The sequence below is a fragment of the Paraburkholderia dilworthii genome (assembly GCF_000472525.1).
Taxonomy (GTDB): domain Bacteria; phylum Pseudomonadota; class Gammaproteobacteria; order Burkholderiales; family Burkholderiaceae; genus Paraburkholderia; species Paraburkholderia dilworthii.
Map to the genome: position 1 here is coordinate 82,152 of NZ_AWZT01000016.1, position 15,388 is coordinate 97,539.

The 15,388-nt window shown below is 62.0% G+C and carries 12 protein-coding genes; all 12 read left to right on the top strand.

From position 1 onward, the window contains the following. Nucleotides 1-11 precede the first annotated feature (11 nt). The 12 genes from araD to F759_RS0116260 all read left to right on the top strand — a co-directional run bounded on the left by araD (nucleotide 12) and on the right by F759_RS0116260 (nucleotide 15,371). Nucleotides 12-1,814, top strand: coding sequence for an L-arabinonate dehydratase (gene araD / locus F759_RS0116205; protein ID WP_027800785.1), 1,803 nt, complete (start codon nucleotides 12-14; stop codon nucleotides 1,812-1,814). Nucleotides 1,815-1,832: 18 nt separating this feature from the next. Next, nucleotides 1,833-2,567, top strand: a complete 735-nt coding sequence (locus F759_RS0116210; protein WP_027800786.1) for a ribonuclease activity regulator RraA — start codon at nucleotides 1,833-1,835, stop codon at nucleotides 2,565-2,567. Nucleotides 2,568-2,669: 102 nt separating this feature from the next. Next, nucleotides 2,670-3,998 carry an MFS transporter gene (locus F759_RS0116215; protein ID WP_027800787.1) on the top strand — a complete coding sequence of 443 codons (1,329 nt, stop codon included), beginning with the start codon at nucleotides 2,670-2,672 and terminating at the stop codon, nucleotides 3,996-3,998. A gap of 113 nt (nucleotides 3,999-4,111) precedes the next feature. Then, nucleotides 4,112-5,179: a LacI family DNA-binding transcriptional regulator gene (locus F759_RS0116220; RefSeq protein ID WP_027800788.1), complete on the top strand. Its 1,068-nt coding sequence runs from the start codon at nucleotides 4,112-4,114 to the stop codon at nucleotides 5,177-5,179. Between the two features lie 542 nt (nucleotides 5,180-5,721). Then, the gene (cyoA, locus tag F759_RS0116225) at nucleotides 5,722-6,615 is read left to right on the top strand and encodes a ubiquinol oxidase subunit II (protein WP_027800789.1); all 894 of its coding nucleotides are present in this window, start codon (nucleotides 5,722-5,724) and stop codon (nucleotides 6,613-6,615) included. Nucleotides 6,616-6,618: 3 nt separating this feature from the next. Then, complete coding sequence (cyoB, locus tag F759_RS0116230) at nucleotides 6,619-8,625, top strand: cytochrome o ubiquinol oxidase subunit I (protein ID WP_027800790.1); 2,007 nt, start codon at nucleotides 6,619-6,621, stop codon at nucleotides 8,623-8,625. A gap of 3 nt (nucleotides 8,626-8,628) precedes the next feature. After that, on the top strand, nucleotides 8,629-9,237 hold the full coding sequence (gene cyoC, locus F759_RS0116235; protein WP_027800791.1) for a cytochrome o ubiquinol oxidase subunit III: 609 nt from the start codon (nucleotides 8,629-8,631) through the stop codon (nucleotides 9,235-9,237). Then, a complete protein-coding gene (gene cyoD / locus F759_RS0116240) occupies nucleotides 9,238-9,570 on the top strand; it encodes a cytochrome o ubiquinol oxidase subunit IV (RefSeq protein WP_027800792.1) in 333 nt (110 codons plus the stop codon). A gap of 84 nt (nucleotides 9,571-9,654) precedes the next feature. After that, entirely contained in the window at nucleotides 9,655-11,607 is a 1,953-nt protein-coding gene (locus tag F759_RS37875; protein ID WP_051377300.1) for a type IV pili methyl-accepting chemotaxis transducer N-terminal domain-containing protein, read from the top strand. Nucleotides 11,608-11,622: 15 nt separating this feature from the next. Then, complete coding sequence (locus F759_RS0116250; protein ID WP_036024553.1) at nucleotides 11,623-12,363, top strand: response regulator; 741 nt, start codon at nucleotides 11,623-11,625, stop codon at nucleotides 12,361-12,363. Between the two features lie 246 nt (nucleotides 12,364-12,609). Continuing rightward, nucleotides 12,610-13,935 carry an MFS transporter gene (locus F759_RS0116255; RefSeq protein WP_027800794.1) on the top strand — a complete coding sequence of 442 codons (1,326 nt, stop codon included), beginning with the start codon at nucleotides 12,610-12,612 and terminating at the stop codon, nucleotides 13,933-13,935. Then, the gene (locus F759_RS0116260) at nucleotides 13,932-15,371 is read left to right on the top strand and encodes a NarK family nitrate/nitrite MFS transporter (protein WP_027800795.1); all 1,440 of its coding nucleotides are present in this window, start codon (nucleotides 13,932-13,934) and stop codon (nucleotides 15,369-15,371) included. The genes F759_RS0116255 and F759_RS0116260 overlap by 4 nt, the downstream gene beginning before the upstream one ends. Nucleotides 15,372-15,388 lie beyond the last annotated feature (17 nt).

A 15,388-nucleotide genomic window follows, 5' to 3' on the forward strand; every position in this document is an offset into this window, starting at 1 on the left:
CGGAGACGTCAGTGTCGAACCGCAAAACATCCGAGCAGTTGCGCAGCTATCGCTGGTATGGCGTGAACGATCTTCGCTCGTTCGGCCATCGGTCACGGACTGCGCAAATGGGCTATCACCCGTCCGATTACATGGGCAAGCCGGTGATCGCCGTCGTCAATACGTGGAGCGAGATCAACTCGTGCCATACGCACTTCAAGCAGCGCGTGGAGGAAGTGAAGCGGGGCATCTGGCAGGCCGGTGGCTTTCCGGTCGAAATGCCGGTGATGACGCTCGCCGAGCCGTTCCAGAAGCCGACGACGATGCTGTACCGCAATTTCCTCGCGATGGAGACCGAGGAACTGCTGAAGTCCTATCCGTTCGACGGCTGCGTGTTGATGGGCGGCTGCGACAAGACCACGCCGGGCCTGTTGATGGGCGCGATCAGCATGAATCTGCCGTCGATCTTTCTGCCCGCCGGCCCCATGCTGCGCGGCAACTGGAACGGCCGCACGCTCGGCAGCGGGTCGGATACGTGGAAATACTGGGCCGAATTGCGCGCGGGCAAGATCACCGAGGATGAGTGGAAGGGCATCGAAAGCGGCATCGCGCGCTCGCCCGGCCATTGCATGACGATGGGCACCGCGTCGACCATGACGAGCGCCGCCGAAGCACTCGGCCTCACGCTGCCGGGCTTTTCGTCGATTCCCGCGGTCGACTCGCGTCATGCGCAGTTTGCGTCGCTGACCGGCCAGCGCATCGTCGAGATGGTGTGGACCGATATGAAGCCGTCGGACATCCTCACCGCGAAATCATTCGACAACGCCGTGACCACGGTGCTCGCGATGTCGGGTTCGACCAACGCCATCGTTCATCTCGTGGCCATCGCGCGCCGTGCCGGCGTCGATCTGACGACCGCGCGCTTCGACGAACTTTCGCGCATCACGCCGGTGATCGGCAATCTGCGTCCGTCGGGCCAGTATCTGATGGAAGACTTTTTTTACGCCGGCGGCCTGCGCGCGCTGCTGCTCGAACTCGGCGAGTTGATAGACGGCTCGCAGATGACCGTGAACGGTTCGACGCTCGGCGAGAACATCGCGGGCGCCGAGATTTTCAACGACGACGTGATCCGCAAGCGCAGCAATCCGGTGGTGGCGAGCGACGGCCTTGCAGTGCTGACCGGCAATCTCGCACCCGACGGCGCCGTCATCAAACCCGCGGCGATGGAAGCGCATCTGCTCAAGCATCGCGGCCCCGCGGTGGTGTTCAAGGACTATGCGGACATGGCCGCGCGCATCGACATGGAAGAACTGGACGTCACCGCCGACTCCGTGATCGTGCTCCAGCACGCGGGTCCGGTCGGCGCGCCCGGCATGCCCGAATGGGGCCAACTGCCGATTCCGCAGAAACTGCTGAAGCAGGGCGTGCGCGACATGGTGCGTATTTCGGATGCGCGTATGAGCGGCACGAGTTACGGCGCGTGTGTGCTGCATGTCGCGCCGGAGTCGTTCGTCGGCGGCCCGCTTGCTCTTGTGAACGACGGCGACATGATCGAACTCGACGTGGCCGCGCGACGCTTGCATCTCGAAGTGAGCGACCAGGAACTGGCAGCGCGCAAGGCCGCGTGGCAGCCGCCGAAGCTTCCGTTCGAACGCGGCTTCGGTGTGATGCATCAATTGCACGTATTGCAGGCGAATAAAGGCTGCGACTTCGACTTTCTCGAGGAGCCGGTCAAGGCAGCGGCCGGGAAAAATCCGACGCAAAGTTCGACGCAAAGCGCGTTGCCCGCGCACGATGTGCCGGGTGCAAAGCGCGGCGAACCTGAAATCCACTAATCGAAAACGGAGTTTCTGATGAGCGCAACGGAAATCGTCGTGAGTGAAACGACGCTCGAACAACTGAGACACGTCAGCACGGCTACGTTGACCACGCAACTTTTCAAGCGCGGCTTGCGCAATGTGTTTTTGCAAGGCGTCGCGCCACTCGTCAAACCTGCGGCCAGCGCGCCGAATGTCGTCGGGCCGGCATTCACGCTGCGCAATATTCCGGCGCGTGAAGACCTCGATCACGTCGGCGTGTTCCAGGACCCGGACCATCCGCAACGCAAGGCTGTCGAGACGGCGCCTGCCGGCAGCGTGCTCGTGCAGGACTGCCGCGGTGAGCGCTCGGTCGCATCGGTCGGCTCGATCCTCGCGCTGCGGCTTGCCAAACGCGGTGTTGCGGGCATGGTGTCGGACGGCCCCGTGCGCGACAGCGGGACCATCGCCGCATTGGGCCTGCCGATCTGGTGCGCGGGCGCGAGCGCGCCGCTGAATCTCGCAAAACATCACGCGGTCGATATGAACGTGCCGATCGCGTGCGGCGGCGTGCCGGTGTATCCGGGCGATATCGTCGTCGCGGATGTGGACGGTGTCGTCATCGTGCCTCGCGAGATGGCCGCCGATGTCGCGCGCGAAGCCGCCGAGCAGGAGCAACTCGAGGTCTTCATTGCTGAGAGGATCGGCGAAGGCCGGCCATTGCGCGGCACCTATCCGCCGAACGAGGAAACGATGGCCGCTTACGCGCAATGGCGTGCACAACGGCAATGAGCCGCCGCGACGTTTGCAGCCACGCCTTGATCCACCCTTGATCCACATCTGATCCATCGCAGCACACAGGCCCGCGCGTAGAACGTGGCCGTAGGAGACACTGTGAGCACCACCACACCGGCAATCGCCGAATCGCGTCTGATCAACCGCCTTGCTCTTCGCTTGATGCCGCTGCTGGGGCTGCTTTATCTGGTCGCTTATATCGACCGCTCGAATATCAGTTTCGCCAAGCTGCAGATGCTCGGCAGCCTCGGACTTTCCGAAGTCGCGTATGGACTCGGCGCATCGCTGTTCTTTATCGGCTACCTGATCTTCGAAGTGCCCAGCAACGTGATGCTGCACAAGTACGGCGCGCCGCGCTGGATGGCGCGCATCATGTTCACATGGGGTGTCGTGACGATACTGCTCGCCTTCACGCAAAACGCCACGATGTTCTACGTGCTGCGTTTTCTGCTGGGCGCATCGGAAGCCGGTTTATATCCTGGTGTGATCTATTATCTGACGCTGTGGTTTCCGGCGCGGCATCGCGTGCGTATGCTCGGCTATTTCACGGTGGGCAGCAGTCTCGGCAATATGATCGGCGCGCCGATCTGCGGCTGGCTGCTCGACAAGGGCGGGCTTGCGGGCCTGCACGGCTGGCAACTGGTGTTCATCGTCACGGGGCTGCCGTCGGTTCTGTTGACGGTTGTCGTGTTGTTCCTGCTGCCGTCGTCGCCGAAAGAAGCAAAGTTTCTTTCCGCCGATGAGAAGCAGTGGCTCACGAGCACGCTCGACGCCGAACGCGCGCAAGTCAAGGCGGGCGTCGCGACGCACGGCTCCCTGCTGAGCGTGCTGACCGAGCCGCGCGTGATCGGCATGGCGCTCTACTACATGATGCTGTCGATTTCCGTCTACGGCGTGAGCTACTGGTTGCCGACGCTGGTGAAGGGCTTCGGCGTGAGCAATACGACCAACGGGTTGCTCAACATCATTCCGTGGCTGATGGCGACCATCGTGCTGGCGTGGCTGCCGTCGAAACTGCGCGGCGCCGGCAATCGCGCGATCATCGCGATGCTGGTTTCGGCGCTGCTGGGTGTCATGTGTTTCCTCAGCGCGGTGTTTCTGCCGACGAACACGCTGCGCTTTATCGCGCTGTGCTTTGGCGCACCCTGCATGTATCTGCTGATTCCGTGCTTCTGGACGTTGCCGCCCAAATTTCTGTTCGGCGCGCGCGCCGCGGCCGGCATCGCCGCGATCAATTCGCTCGGCAATATCGGCGGCTTCATTGCGCAGAATCTGGTGCCGTGGGTCCGTCAGACGACGGGCAGCGTGAAGGCGCCGATGCTGATTCCAGCGACCTGTCTCCTCGTGTTCGCCGTCATCACGTTGCTGATTTTGCGCCGTGAAAAAGGCGCTCGCACGGTGCAAAACGTTGTCGCCGCGACCGACTAAATTGCCCGAGCCGTTTTTGCTCGTGGCGCGCGGAGCCCGGCGATCTGCGGCGTGCGGCGGTTTAGCGCAGTTTAAAATACGGCGCACAATTCGTTAACCTCCTGTCAGCACTCATGCCGAATCAGAAACCGCCCGCTGCCGCCGACGCCGATCTGCCCGACACGGCGGCGCCCGCCAGACGCATGCGCGGCGGGCCAAAAGGCTTGCGCATTACCGATGTCGCCGCGCAAGCAGGTGTCTCGCCGATTACGGTGTCGCGCGTGTTCAACAGTCCTGCAACGGTCGCGCCCGAAACGCTCGAACGCGTGCGGCAGGTCGTGCAAAAGCTCGGCTATGTGCCCAACCGGCTCGCGGGCGGCTTGTCGTCGTCGCGCTCGCGGCTGATCGCGGCGATCGTGCCGACTATCGCTCATTCGCTGTTTTCGGAAACGGTCCAGGTGTTTAGCGAGACGATGTCGCGCGCGGGTTACCAGGTGCTGCTCGCCTTGAGCGGCTACGACGATTCGAGCGAAGAGGCGCTGCTCGACGCAGTGCTCAGCCGACGGCCCGAAGGCGTGCTGCTGACCGGCGTCGCTCACACGGACTCGCTGCGCGTGCGGCTTGCGAACGTCGGCATTCCGATTGTCGAGACATGGGACATGACGGATCAGCCTATCGACATGCTGGTGGGCTTTTCGCATTATCGGATCGGCGTCGCGGTGGCCGAGCACTTCCTGCAAAGGAACGTGCGCAAGCCCGGCCTCGTTTCAGCGAACGACGCGCGCGCGCTCGCGCGCCGCGGCGGTTTTTGCACGCGACTCGAACAGGCGGGAATACGCGACATCGCCGAAGTACTCGTCGCGCCGCCGAGTTCGGTTGCGGTCGGCAAGGCAGCGTTGCCTCGCCTGATCGAACAGGCGCCGGATACCGATGCGGTGTTTTGCGGGTCCGACTTGCTCGCCATTGGAGCGTTGAGCGCGGCGAGGCACCTAGGACTGAGCGTGCCGTCGCAATTGGCGATTTGCGGCTTCGGCGATCTTGAGTTCGCGACTGAGACGACGCCGCAGCTTACTTCCGTGCACGTCGACGGCACACGGATCGGGCTGACGGCGGCGCGCTGCCTGCTGGACCGGCTGGCCGGCGCTGCGCAAAGCAAAGTGACCGACGTGGGTTTCCGGATCGTGGAGCGCGCAACGACGTGATCCGGCTTCGGCAATCGGTCGATTGTCGGGCGCATTCATCGCGCGGTCAGGCATGCCCGCGTACGCCGGAATGCGCCCCGAGCACGCCTGAGTGTGGCCAAGCACGCCCAAGCACGCCCGAGTCAGCCCATCCTCCAAAGCAGCGCCAGGCGTCGGCGCACGGATAGTGGCGCGGTAGGGCGGCCTGCGGCGACGCCATCTGCAATATCTCTATCACCCCATCGAATATGCGGCGCGTGTCCCCGCCGTTGCAGTCATTTTCCCTTCCCGTACTCCGTGATCCACGAGGCGGCTAAATCCAGCCACCGCGAGCGAGCGGCACTCGACGCAGATCAGAAGAACGGACGCCCCGACCGCCGGCGATGCGCATCTGCACGCGAGTCGAACGCCGGCATCAAACTCATTTGATTTAGCTTGTCTGAGATCATGTTTCCGATCCGGGGATGCTCTTAGAATTCGACCGCGCATGAAGTAATTGGTCTGGTCTTCATGGCGAGAACATTGTGTAGCGTTTCAGATCGGTCCACGGAAATCAGGCAGGTATGTTGAATAAGAAGACCTTTGAACGGGTGTTGATACCCTTGGGGGCTGGGCTCGTCGGGTGTCTTTCGGGGTGCAGCAATCTTGATGTGCTGGATCCTAAAGGCAGCGTCGGCATGGCGGAAAAGTCGCTCATCAGCACGGCGACGATGGCCATGCTGATCGTCGTCGTGCCGGTGATCGTCATGATCCTCGTGTTTGCCTGGCGTTATCGTGCAAGCAATCGCAGCGCGACCTATGCACCGAAGTGGGCGCATTCCACCGCAATCGAAACAGTGGTGTGGACGGTACCCACGCTGATCATTCTGTTCCTCGGCATCCTGACCTGGAACACCACGCACGAACTCGACCCATACCGGCCAATCGAATCGGCGGTCAAGCCGATCAAGGTGGAAGTGGTGGCGCTCGACTGGAAGTGGCTCTTCATCTATCCGGAACTCGGCGTTGCTTCGCTCAATCAGCTTGCGTTCCCCGTAGGTACGCCGGTTGACTTCAAGGTCACGTCCGATTCCGTGATGAATTCGTTCTTCATCCCGCAATTGGGAAGCCAGATCTACGCAATGGCGGGCATGCAGACTCAACTGCATCTGATTGCCGACCATGCGGGCGATTACGCAGGCATCTCCGCCAACTTCAGCGGCAAAGGGTTCTCGGACATGAAGTTCCGCGCGCTCGCGGTCACTCCCGCGCAGTTCGATGCGTGGGTCGATAAAGTGAAGGCCTCGCCGCGCCGGCTCGATATGAACGAGTACAACTCGGTCGCGCAACCGAGCGAGAAGGAGCCGGTCGGCTATTTCTCGTCGATCGATTCGAAGGTCTTCACCAACATCATTGCAAAGTACAACAACGGTAATGTCCTCGATTCGCAGAACAGCAATTGCCGTACAAAGGGTTAGAACATGCTCGGAAATCTGACACTCTCCGCGATCCCGTTCGATCAACCCATCATCATGGGGGCGGGCGCACTCATGATCGTCATGGTGCTTGCTGTGATGGCGGCACTGACCCGGTTCCATAAATGGAAATGGCTATGGCACGAATGGCTGACCAGCGTCGACCATAAAAAGATCGGCGTCATGTATATCGTCGTTGCGGTGCTGATGCTGGTGCGCGGCTTCGTCGACGCGGTCATGATGCGCCTTCAGCTTGCGCTCGCGTATCACTCGCCTGGCTATCTTCCGCCGCACCATTACGATCAGATCTTCACGGCGCACGGCGTCATCATGATCTTCTTCATGGCGATGGCGCTGATGGTCGGCCTGTTCAACCTGGTGGTGCCGTTGCAGATCGGCGCGCGCGACGTCGCGTTTCCGTTCCTCAACTCGCTTAGTTTCTGGATGACGGCGATCAGCGCGATCCTGATGAATCTGTCGCTCGTGATCGGCGAATTCGCGCAAGTCGGCTGGCTTGCATATCCGCCGTTGTCAGAGTTGCAATTCAGTCCGGGCGTCGGGGTCGACTACTACATCTGGAGCCTGCAATTGTCCGGCGTCGGCACGTTGATTACGGCCATCAACTTCTTCGTGACGATCGTGCGGATGCGCGCACCCGGCATGACGCTGATGAAAATGCCGGTCTTCACGTGGACGGCACTGTGTTCGAACGTGTTGATCATGGCGACGTTCCCGATCCTGACGGTGGCATTGGCGCTGCTCGGGCTCGATCGCTACATGGGCATGCACTTCTTCACGAATGATGCAGGCGGCAACGCGATGCTGTACCTGAACCTGATCTGGGCATGGGGGCATCCGGAGGTCTATATCCTGGTGTTGCCGGCATTCGGCATCTACTCGGAAGTGATCGCAACGTTCACGAAGAAAACGCTGTTCGGCTACCGCACTATGGTCTATGCAACCTGCGCAATCATGGTGCTCGCGTTCCTCGTCTGGCTGCATCACTTCTTCACGATGGGCTCGGGTGCGGACGTCAATTCGTTCTTCGGCATCATGACGATGGTCATTGCCATTCCGACCGGCGTGAAGATATTCAACTGGCTGTTCACGATCTACCGCGGGCGCCTCGAGTTTTCCGCGCCCGTGTTGTGGACCATCGGCTTCATGATCACGTTCACGATCGGCGGTATGACCGGCGTGATGATGGCCATTCCCGGCGCAGACTTCGTGCTGCATAACAGCCTCTTCCTGATCGCGCACTTTCACAACGCGATCATTGGCGGCGTGGTCTTCGGCTACCTGGCAGGGTTCCATTACTGGTTCCCGAAAGCATTCGGCTTCAAGCTGAACGAAAAGCTCGGAAAGTGCGCGTTCTGGTGCTGGTTCGTGGGGTTCTACGCTTCGTTCATGCCGCTCTACGTGCTGGGTTTCATGGGTATGACGCGGCGCCTGAACCACTACGACAATCCGGCGTGGCATCCGTGGATGATTGCAGCCGCATGCGGTGTGGTCCTGATCGCCGTCGGCGTCGTCTTCCAGGTGGCACAGGTGTGGGTCAGCGTGGCAAACCGCAACAAACCCGAGTATCGCGATGTGACGGGCGACCCGTGGGACGGCCGCACGCTCGAATGGGCGACATCGTCGCCGCCGCCTGTCTATAACTTCGCGGTCATTCCGACGGTGCACGAGCTCGACGCATACACCCACATGAAGGAGACGGGAAGCTGCGAGATCAAGGTGACGAAGTACCAGGACATTCACATGCCGTCGAATACGAGTGCGGGCCTGCTCATCGGCGTATTGAGTCTCGTCCTTGGGTTCGCCGGCGTCTGGCACATCATGTGGCTGGCTGTCGCGGCACTGCTGGCCATCGTGGCCACGTTGATTGCGCGCAGCTTCGGCGACAACGATGGCTATTACATCTCCGCCGATACCGTGCGGGAAATCGAAAGTAAGCGTGGCCCTGCGGCCGCAGCGGTGCAGAGCCGCGAATTCGAAGCTGTGGAGGCCTGATCGATGTTGCAGAAATCACTCCCCGTTGCGCTCGACGGAGCGCACGACAACCACGGTTCATCGGATACGGTATTCGGCTTCTGGCTGTATCTGATGACCGACTGCGTGCTGTTCGCATCGTTATTCGCGGTGTTCGCCGTCATGTCGCATCAGTTCGCGGGCGGCCCGTCCGGCAAGGACCTATTCGACATCGGCGGCGTCGCGGTAGAAACCGCTGCGCTGTTGCTGAGCAGCATCACCTACGGCTTCGCGATGCTTGGCGCCCGGCGCGGCAAGTCCGCGGCCGTCCTGGGCTGGCTTGCAGTGACCTTCGTGCTCGGCCTTGCGTTCCTGTTTCTGGAAATGCGCGAGTTTTCGCACCTGATCGCCGAGGGCGCCAGACCGGCCCGCAGTGCGTTCCTGTCGTCGTTCTTCACGCTGGTCGGCACGCACGGACTGCATGTGACGGTGGGGCTCGTGTGGATGGCCGTGCTGGCTGTGCAAATCGTGCGTAGTCCGGAATTGTCGGAGCGCCAGCTCACGCGTCTCACCTGTTTAAGCCTTTTCTGGCATTTCCTCGACATCGTGTGGATCTGCGTTTTTTCGTTTGTCTATCTGGGGAGCGTGCTGTAAATGGCTCACATCGAATCACTTCCAGCGGAGCAGAGCCACGGCAGCCTGCGCGGTTATGTCGGCGGATTCGTGCTTTCCGTTCTGTTGACCGCAGCCGCGTTCGGGCTTGTCATGCGCGGCGTTTTCCCGGCGCAGACGGCGATGATCGCGCTATCGGTTCTCGCCTTCGTGCAGGTTGTCGTGCACCTGGTGTTTTTCCTGCACATCGATATGTCGGCAGGGCAGCGCTGGAACGTCATGGCGCTTGCCTATACGGCATTGGCCGCGTTGTTCCTGATCGGCGGCACGGTGTGGGTCATGCATAACGTCAGTATGAATATGATGTCGCGGTAGGGGATAGGCCGGCGGAGATGCGAGCGGTTGTGCGCGTACGTCCGTCAATGTGACCGGGTATCACCAACTTGGCGGAATACTTTCATGCGCCCCATCTCCTCCTGGCCTCTCACCACCAAACTTGCCGTTGTAGTCGCAACGCTGCTCGCGCTCGCGCTAGCTTCCATCGGCGTGACGCTGTGGATTACGTTGCAACTCGACGGCGGCGCGGCGGCGATCAACGAGGCGGGCCGCATGCGCATGCAGACTTATCGCGCGGCGTTAAGCTTGCGGGAGGCGCCCCAGGACGTCGGCGCACTCGCCGCCCAATTCGACAAAAGTCTCGAACTGCTGCGCGTGGGCGACCCGGTGCGTCCGCTATCGGTGCCGTGGAACGGCGAGGCACGTGCGCGTTTCGCCAAGGTGCAACAGCAGTGGCAGGTATTGCGGCCCGTATGGGTCGATGCGGCGGCTGCGGCCGGCACGGTGGGGGCACCGTCGTCTGCGGATGTCGTACGCGAAGCCAACGCCTTCGTCGCGCTGATCGACGCGTTCGATAGTTCAATAGAAGCCCAACTCGCACGCTGGACGTCGATTCTCAACGCCGTGCAGATTGCGTTGCTCGTCCTCGCAATAGGCAGTGCGTGGGCGCTGCTTTATATCGGCTATCTGCTCGTGCTGGAACCGGTGTCGCGCCTGACCGGCGGCCTTGCCCGCATCGAAGCAGGCGACTTTTCGATGCGCGTAGAGGTTGCGTCACAAGACGAGTTCGGCCAGTTGTCTGCGGGCTTTAATCGCATGGCTCGCAATCTGCAGCAGTTCTATGCGGATCTCGAACTGAAGGTGAACGAGAAGACTGCTAGCCTCGAAACCGAGCGTGCGCGGCTCGCGGCACTTTACGAGATCAGCGCGTTCGCCGCGGAAGCCGGAACACTCGATGCCTTGGCGCACGGCTTCGCGCAGCGCATGCGGCGTATTGCCGGCGCGGATTCGGTGGCGATCCGCTGGTCGGGCGAAGGGAACGAAAGGTATCTGCTACTAGGAAGCGACAGCCTGCCGCGCTTCATGATCGACGACGAGCAGTGCCTGACCTCGCGTAGCTGCCTGTGTGGCGAGCCGCGGACTGAACCCGGCGCTCGCGTGATTCCGGTGTTAGCTGAAGGCGCGGCCGTGCTTGGCCATTGCGCGCGCGCCGGTTACATGACGCTGGTCTCTGTGCCGGTGATTCTGCACCAGCGCCCGCTTGGCGAAATCGATCTGTTCTTTCGTGACGAAATCCGGTTGTCGGCGCAAGACCGCGATCTGCTCGACGCGCTCGCAAGCCATCTCGCGACCGCGATGGAGAATCTGCGTGTCACCGCGCTCGAACGCGAAACGGCAGTGTCCGACGAGCGAGCGTTGCTCGCGAGCGAGTTGCACGACTCCATTGCGCAGTCGCTCGCGTTCCTGAAGATCCAGGTTCAATTGCTGCGCGATGCATTGCCCGCGCAAACGGACGCATCGGTTGCCCGAATCGTCGACGAACTCGAAGCGGGCGTGCGCGAGAGCACCGGCGACGTGCGCGAATTGCTGGTGCATTTCCGTACTCGCGGCAACGCCGAGGACATCGAACCCGCATTGCGCACCACGCTGCGCAAATTCGAGCATCAAACGGGCTTGACCACGCATCTGTCGATGCAAGGTCATGGCTTGCCTCTCGACGCCGACGTAAAAGTGCAGGTTCTGCATGTGTTGCAGGAAGCGCTATCCAACGTGCGCAAGCATGCGCATGCCCGCGAAGTTTGGCTCGAAGTGCAACAGACGCCCGCGTGGAACTTCGAAGTGCGCGACGACGGCGAAGGTTTCGACGCGCAAGGCGATACCCGCGGCGAAACGCATGTCGGCATGCGCATCATGCGCGAGCGGGCTGCGCGTATTGGCGCGCGGGTGCTGATCGACTCGGTGCCGGGCGCGGGCACCTGCGTGACGTTGAGCTTGCTGCCGCATTGCGGGGCCGCCTCTGCTGCCGCGGCTTCCCTGTTAACCGAACCGGCCGGCACCGAACTGGCGCCTGTCTGAAGGAGACTGAACGGCATGACTCCGATCCGCTTGCTCGTCGTCGACGATCATACTTTGTTCCGGCGTGGTCTCATCGCGCTCCTCGGCCACGACACGCGTTTCGCGGTGGTGGGCGAGGCAGGCGACGCCGGCGAGGCGCAGCGTCGCGCGAGCGAGCTGCAACCCGATCTGATCCTGCTCGACAACCATCTGCCCGGCGTGAATGGCGTCGACGCGCTTGGCGATCTGCGCGAAGCCGCGCCGCACGCACGCGTGCTGATGCTCACGGTTAGCGAAGACGAGCGTGACCTCGGCGCCGCGCTGCGCCGCGGGGCGCGTGGCTACCTGCTGAAGACGGTCGATGCGGACACACTCGCCGATTCGATCGTAAGGACCATGCGTGACGAGTCGATCGTGAGCCCGGAGATGACCGGCAAGCTCGTCGCGGCTTACCGCGCCGTGACTGGCGTCGGCGAGAGCGACACCAGCGCACTCGCCGGTACGGCGGCGCTGTCCACCGAGGCAGTCGAGCCTGTCAAGCCCAAGGCCGAGCCATCGACGGGACCGAAGCTTTCGCTGTCGGTGCGCGAGCAGGAAATCCTCGCGCATATCGCCCGCGGCGCGAGCAACAAGGAAATCGCCCGCGCACTCGTCATTGCGGAAACCACCGTCAAGATCCATGTGCAGCACATTCTGCGCAAACTGAAGCTGGCTTCGCGAGTGCAGGCGGCGGTCTATGCGACGGTCAACGCGATCGGTCGCCCCGCGGCTGCCTAGCCATCGCAGATGTTTTTAAACTGCAGCCGCATGGCTGCGGTTTCGCGTCGAATCACCTCGCGTCACGCATTGACGCACATCAACCGAGGCGTATCGCTCCTCTCCCGATAGTTCTAAAGAACTAGGTCCTGCTCGCTACGTAAGTCCGCAGTAGTTCTTCTGCCGCGCCGCAACCGTTCGTTTGAAGGATATTCGCAAGCGGCAACAAAGCCCAAAGTCGATGTCATGAAAGACGGAGTCCATTCCATGACACAGACATCGACGGCATCTAGCGATGCGTCGCGTCGGCACGCCTCGTCCGTGCTGGTTTCCAGCACGATCGCGTTCACGGTGTGCTTCATGGTCTGGATGATGTTCGGCGTAGTCGGGATTCCGCTGCGCCGGTCGTTGCATCTGAACGAGACCGAGTTCGGCATGCTGGCTGCGTTGCCCGTCCTCACGGGTTCACTCGTGCGCGTGCCGCTCGGCATCTGGACCGACCGGTACGGCGGCCGTATCGTCATGACCGCGCTGATGCTCGCCACGGTGCCGGCCATCTGGCTGATGAGCTACGCGACCGCCTATTGGCATCTGCTCGTGATCGGTCTGTTCGTCGGCCTCGCGGGCGGCGCGTTTTCCGTCGGCACGCCCTATGTGGCGCGCTGGTTTCCGCAAGACAAGCGCGGCTTCGCGATGGGCGTGTTCGGCGCCGGCAATTCGGGGGCAGCGGTGAACAAGTTCGTCGCTCCCGCGATCATGGTCGCGTTCGGTTGGGCGATGGTCGCCAAGGTTTATGCAGTGGTCATGCTTGCCACCGCCGTGCTGTTCTGGATGTTCAGCAAAACCGACCCAGCGCATCGCATGCCGCAAAAGACGCGCTTTCTCGACCAGCTAGCCGCATTGAAAGACCCAAGGGTGCTCAGGTACTGCCAGTACTACAGCATCGTATTCGGCGGCTACGTCGGCCTGTCGCTGTGGATGGTGCAGTACTACGTCGGCGAATACGGTCTCGATATTCGCGTCGCTGCGCTGCTTGCTGCGTGCTTCTCGCTGCCGGGCGGCTTGCTGCGCGCCGCGGGCGGCTGGCTCTCGGACCGTTATGGCGCGCACCGCGTGACGTGGTGGGTGATGGGGGTGAGCTGGATGTGCCTGTTCCTGCTCAGCTATCCACGCACGCATTTCACCGTCGCCACGGTGAGCGGCGCTAAAGGCTTCGACGTCGGCCTGAACGTGGTCTGGTTCACGGCGCTGATGTTCGTGCTCGGCATTGCATTCGCATTCGGCAAAGCCAGCGTTTTCAAATATATCGGCGACCAGTATCCGCGCAACATCGGCGCGATCTCCGGCATCGTCGGACTCGCGGGTGGCCTTGGCGGCTTTCTGCTGCCGATTCTCTTCGGCCTGCTGGTCGATCTCACTGGGATTCGTTCGAGCGCCTTCATGCTGCTTTACGGCGTCGTGTGGGTCTCGCTTATCTGGATGTATTTCACCGAAGTTCGCACGAGGGACGTGCTCGCGGCAACGCCGCCTGTCTGCCCGGCTCAGCCAGTGCGAACTGTCGACTCACAACCTGCGGAAACACAACCATCATGAACATCTCGGCAGCACGCGCGCGGGCGGGCCGCACGCTGAAGGTCTGGACGCCCGACGACAAAGCCTTCTGGCAGCGCGAAGGCGAAGCCGTCGCCAAGCTCAATTTGTGGATCTCGGTGCCGGCGCTCTTTTTCGCATTCGCTATCTGGCAGGTGTGGAGCGTTGTGGCGGTCAGCTTGCCGTCGCTCGGATTCCACTATTCGACCAACCAGCTGTTCTGGCTCGCGGCGGCGCCCGCGTTATCCGGCGCGACGTTGCGCATCTTCTATTCGTTCATGGTGCCGATTTTCGGCGGCCGGCGCTGGACCACGATCTCCACCGCATCGCTGCTGATCCCGGCAATCGGCATCGGCTTTGCGGTGCAGGACAACACGACCAGCTACCCGACGATGCTGCTGCTCGCGCTGCTGTGCGGCCTCGGCGGCGGCAACTTCAGTTCGAGCATGGCCAATATCAGCTTCTTCTTTCCGAAGGAGCGTAAGGGCTCGGCGCTCGGCGTCAATGGCGGACTCGGCAATCTCGGCGTATCGGTGGTGCAGTTTCTGTCACCGCTAGTCGTGACAGCCGGCGTGCTGGGCATCTTCGGCGGCGATCCGCAGACGCTCGTGAAGGCCGGTCACATGTCGCAGGTCTGGATGCAGAACGCGACCTTCATCTGGGTGCCGTGGATTGCGCTCTCCGCACTTGCAGCATGGTTCGGCATGAACGATCTGGCCGATGCAAAGGCGTCGTTCGCCGCCCAGGCGAGCATCTTCAGAAGCCGCCATAACTGGCTGATGTGCACGCTTTATCTCGGCACGTTCGGTTCGTTCATCGGCTATGCGGCCGGCTTTCCGTTGCTGATCAAGAGCCAGTTTCCGGGCGTGAATCCGCTCACGTATGCGTGGCTTGGGCCCCTCGTCGGCGCGGTCGTGAGGCCCTTCGGTGGATGGCTTGCCGACCGGCTCGGCGGCGCGCGCGTCACGTTGTGGAATTTCGTCGTGATGGCGCTCGCGGTCGTCGGCGTTCTGTACTTTCTGCCGAAGACGGGCGGCGCGTCGTTCGCCCCCGGCTGGAGCCCGAAAGACGGCAACTTCGCGGGATTCTTCCTGATGTTCCTGCTGCTCTTTCTCACCACCGGCATTGGCAACGGTTCGACGTTCCGCATGATTCCCGTGATTTTCCTGAATCTGCGCATGCGTGGCGTGCGGGCGACCGACGCAGAGGCGCTGGCCCATGCGACACGTGACGGCAATACCGAAGGCGCCGCCGCGATCGGTTTCGCGGGCGCAATCGGCGCGTATGGCGGCTTCTTCATCCCGAAGAGCTATGGCAGCTCGATTCTCATGACCGGCGGCCCGGAACTGGCGCTGTATTGCTTCATCGCTTTCTACCTGCTGTGCATCGGCCTCACGTGGTGGTTCTACGCGCGCCGCGATGCAGCGATGCCGTGTTAAAGCGCATCGATAAAAAG

Excerpts from the sequence above, each read along its gene's own strand:
- F759_RS0116210 (WP_027800786.1), top strand. The coding sequence starts at position 1,833 with ATGAGCGCAACGGAAATCGTCGTGAGTGAAACGACGCTCGAACAACTG.
- F759_RS0116220 (WP_027800788.1), top strand. The coding sequence starts at position 4,112 with ATGCCGAATCAGAAACCGCCCGCTGCCGCCGACGCCGATCTGCCCGAC.
- cyoA (WP_027800789.1), top strand. The coding sequence starts at position 5,722 with ATGTTGAATAAGAAGACCTTTGAACGGGTGTTGATACCCTTGGGGGCT.
- cyoB (WP_027800790.1), top strand. The coding sequence starts at position 6,619 with ATGCTCGGAAATCTGACACTCTCCGCGATCCCGTTCGATCAACCCATC.
- cyoC (WP_027800791.1), top strand. The coding sequence starts at position 8,629 with ATGTTGCAGAAATCACTCCCCGTTGCGCTCGACGGAGCGCACGACAAC.
- cyoD (WP_027800792.1), top strand. The coding sequence starts at position 9,238 with ATGGCTCACATCGAATCACTTCCAGCGGAGCAGAGCCACGGCAGCCTG.
- F759_RS37875 (WP_051377300.1), top strand. The coding sequence starts at position 9,655 with ATGCGCCCCATCTCCTCCTGGCCTCTCACCACCAAACTTGCCGTTGTA.
- F759_RS0116250 (WP_036024553.1), top strand. The coding sequence starts at position 11,623 with ATGACTCCGATCCGCTTGCTCGTCGTCGACGATCATACTTTGTTCCGG.
- F759_RS0116255 (WP_027800794.1), top strand. The coding sequence starts at position 12,610 with ATGACACAGACATCGACGGCATCTAGCGATGCGTCGCGTCGGCACGCC.
- F759_RS0116260 (WP_027800795.1), top strand. The coding sequence starts at position 13,932 with ATGAACATCTCGGCAGCACGCGCGCGGGCGGGCCGCACGCTGAAGGTC.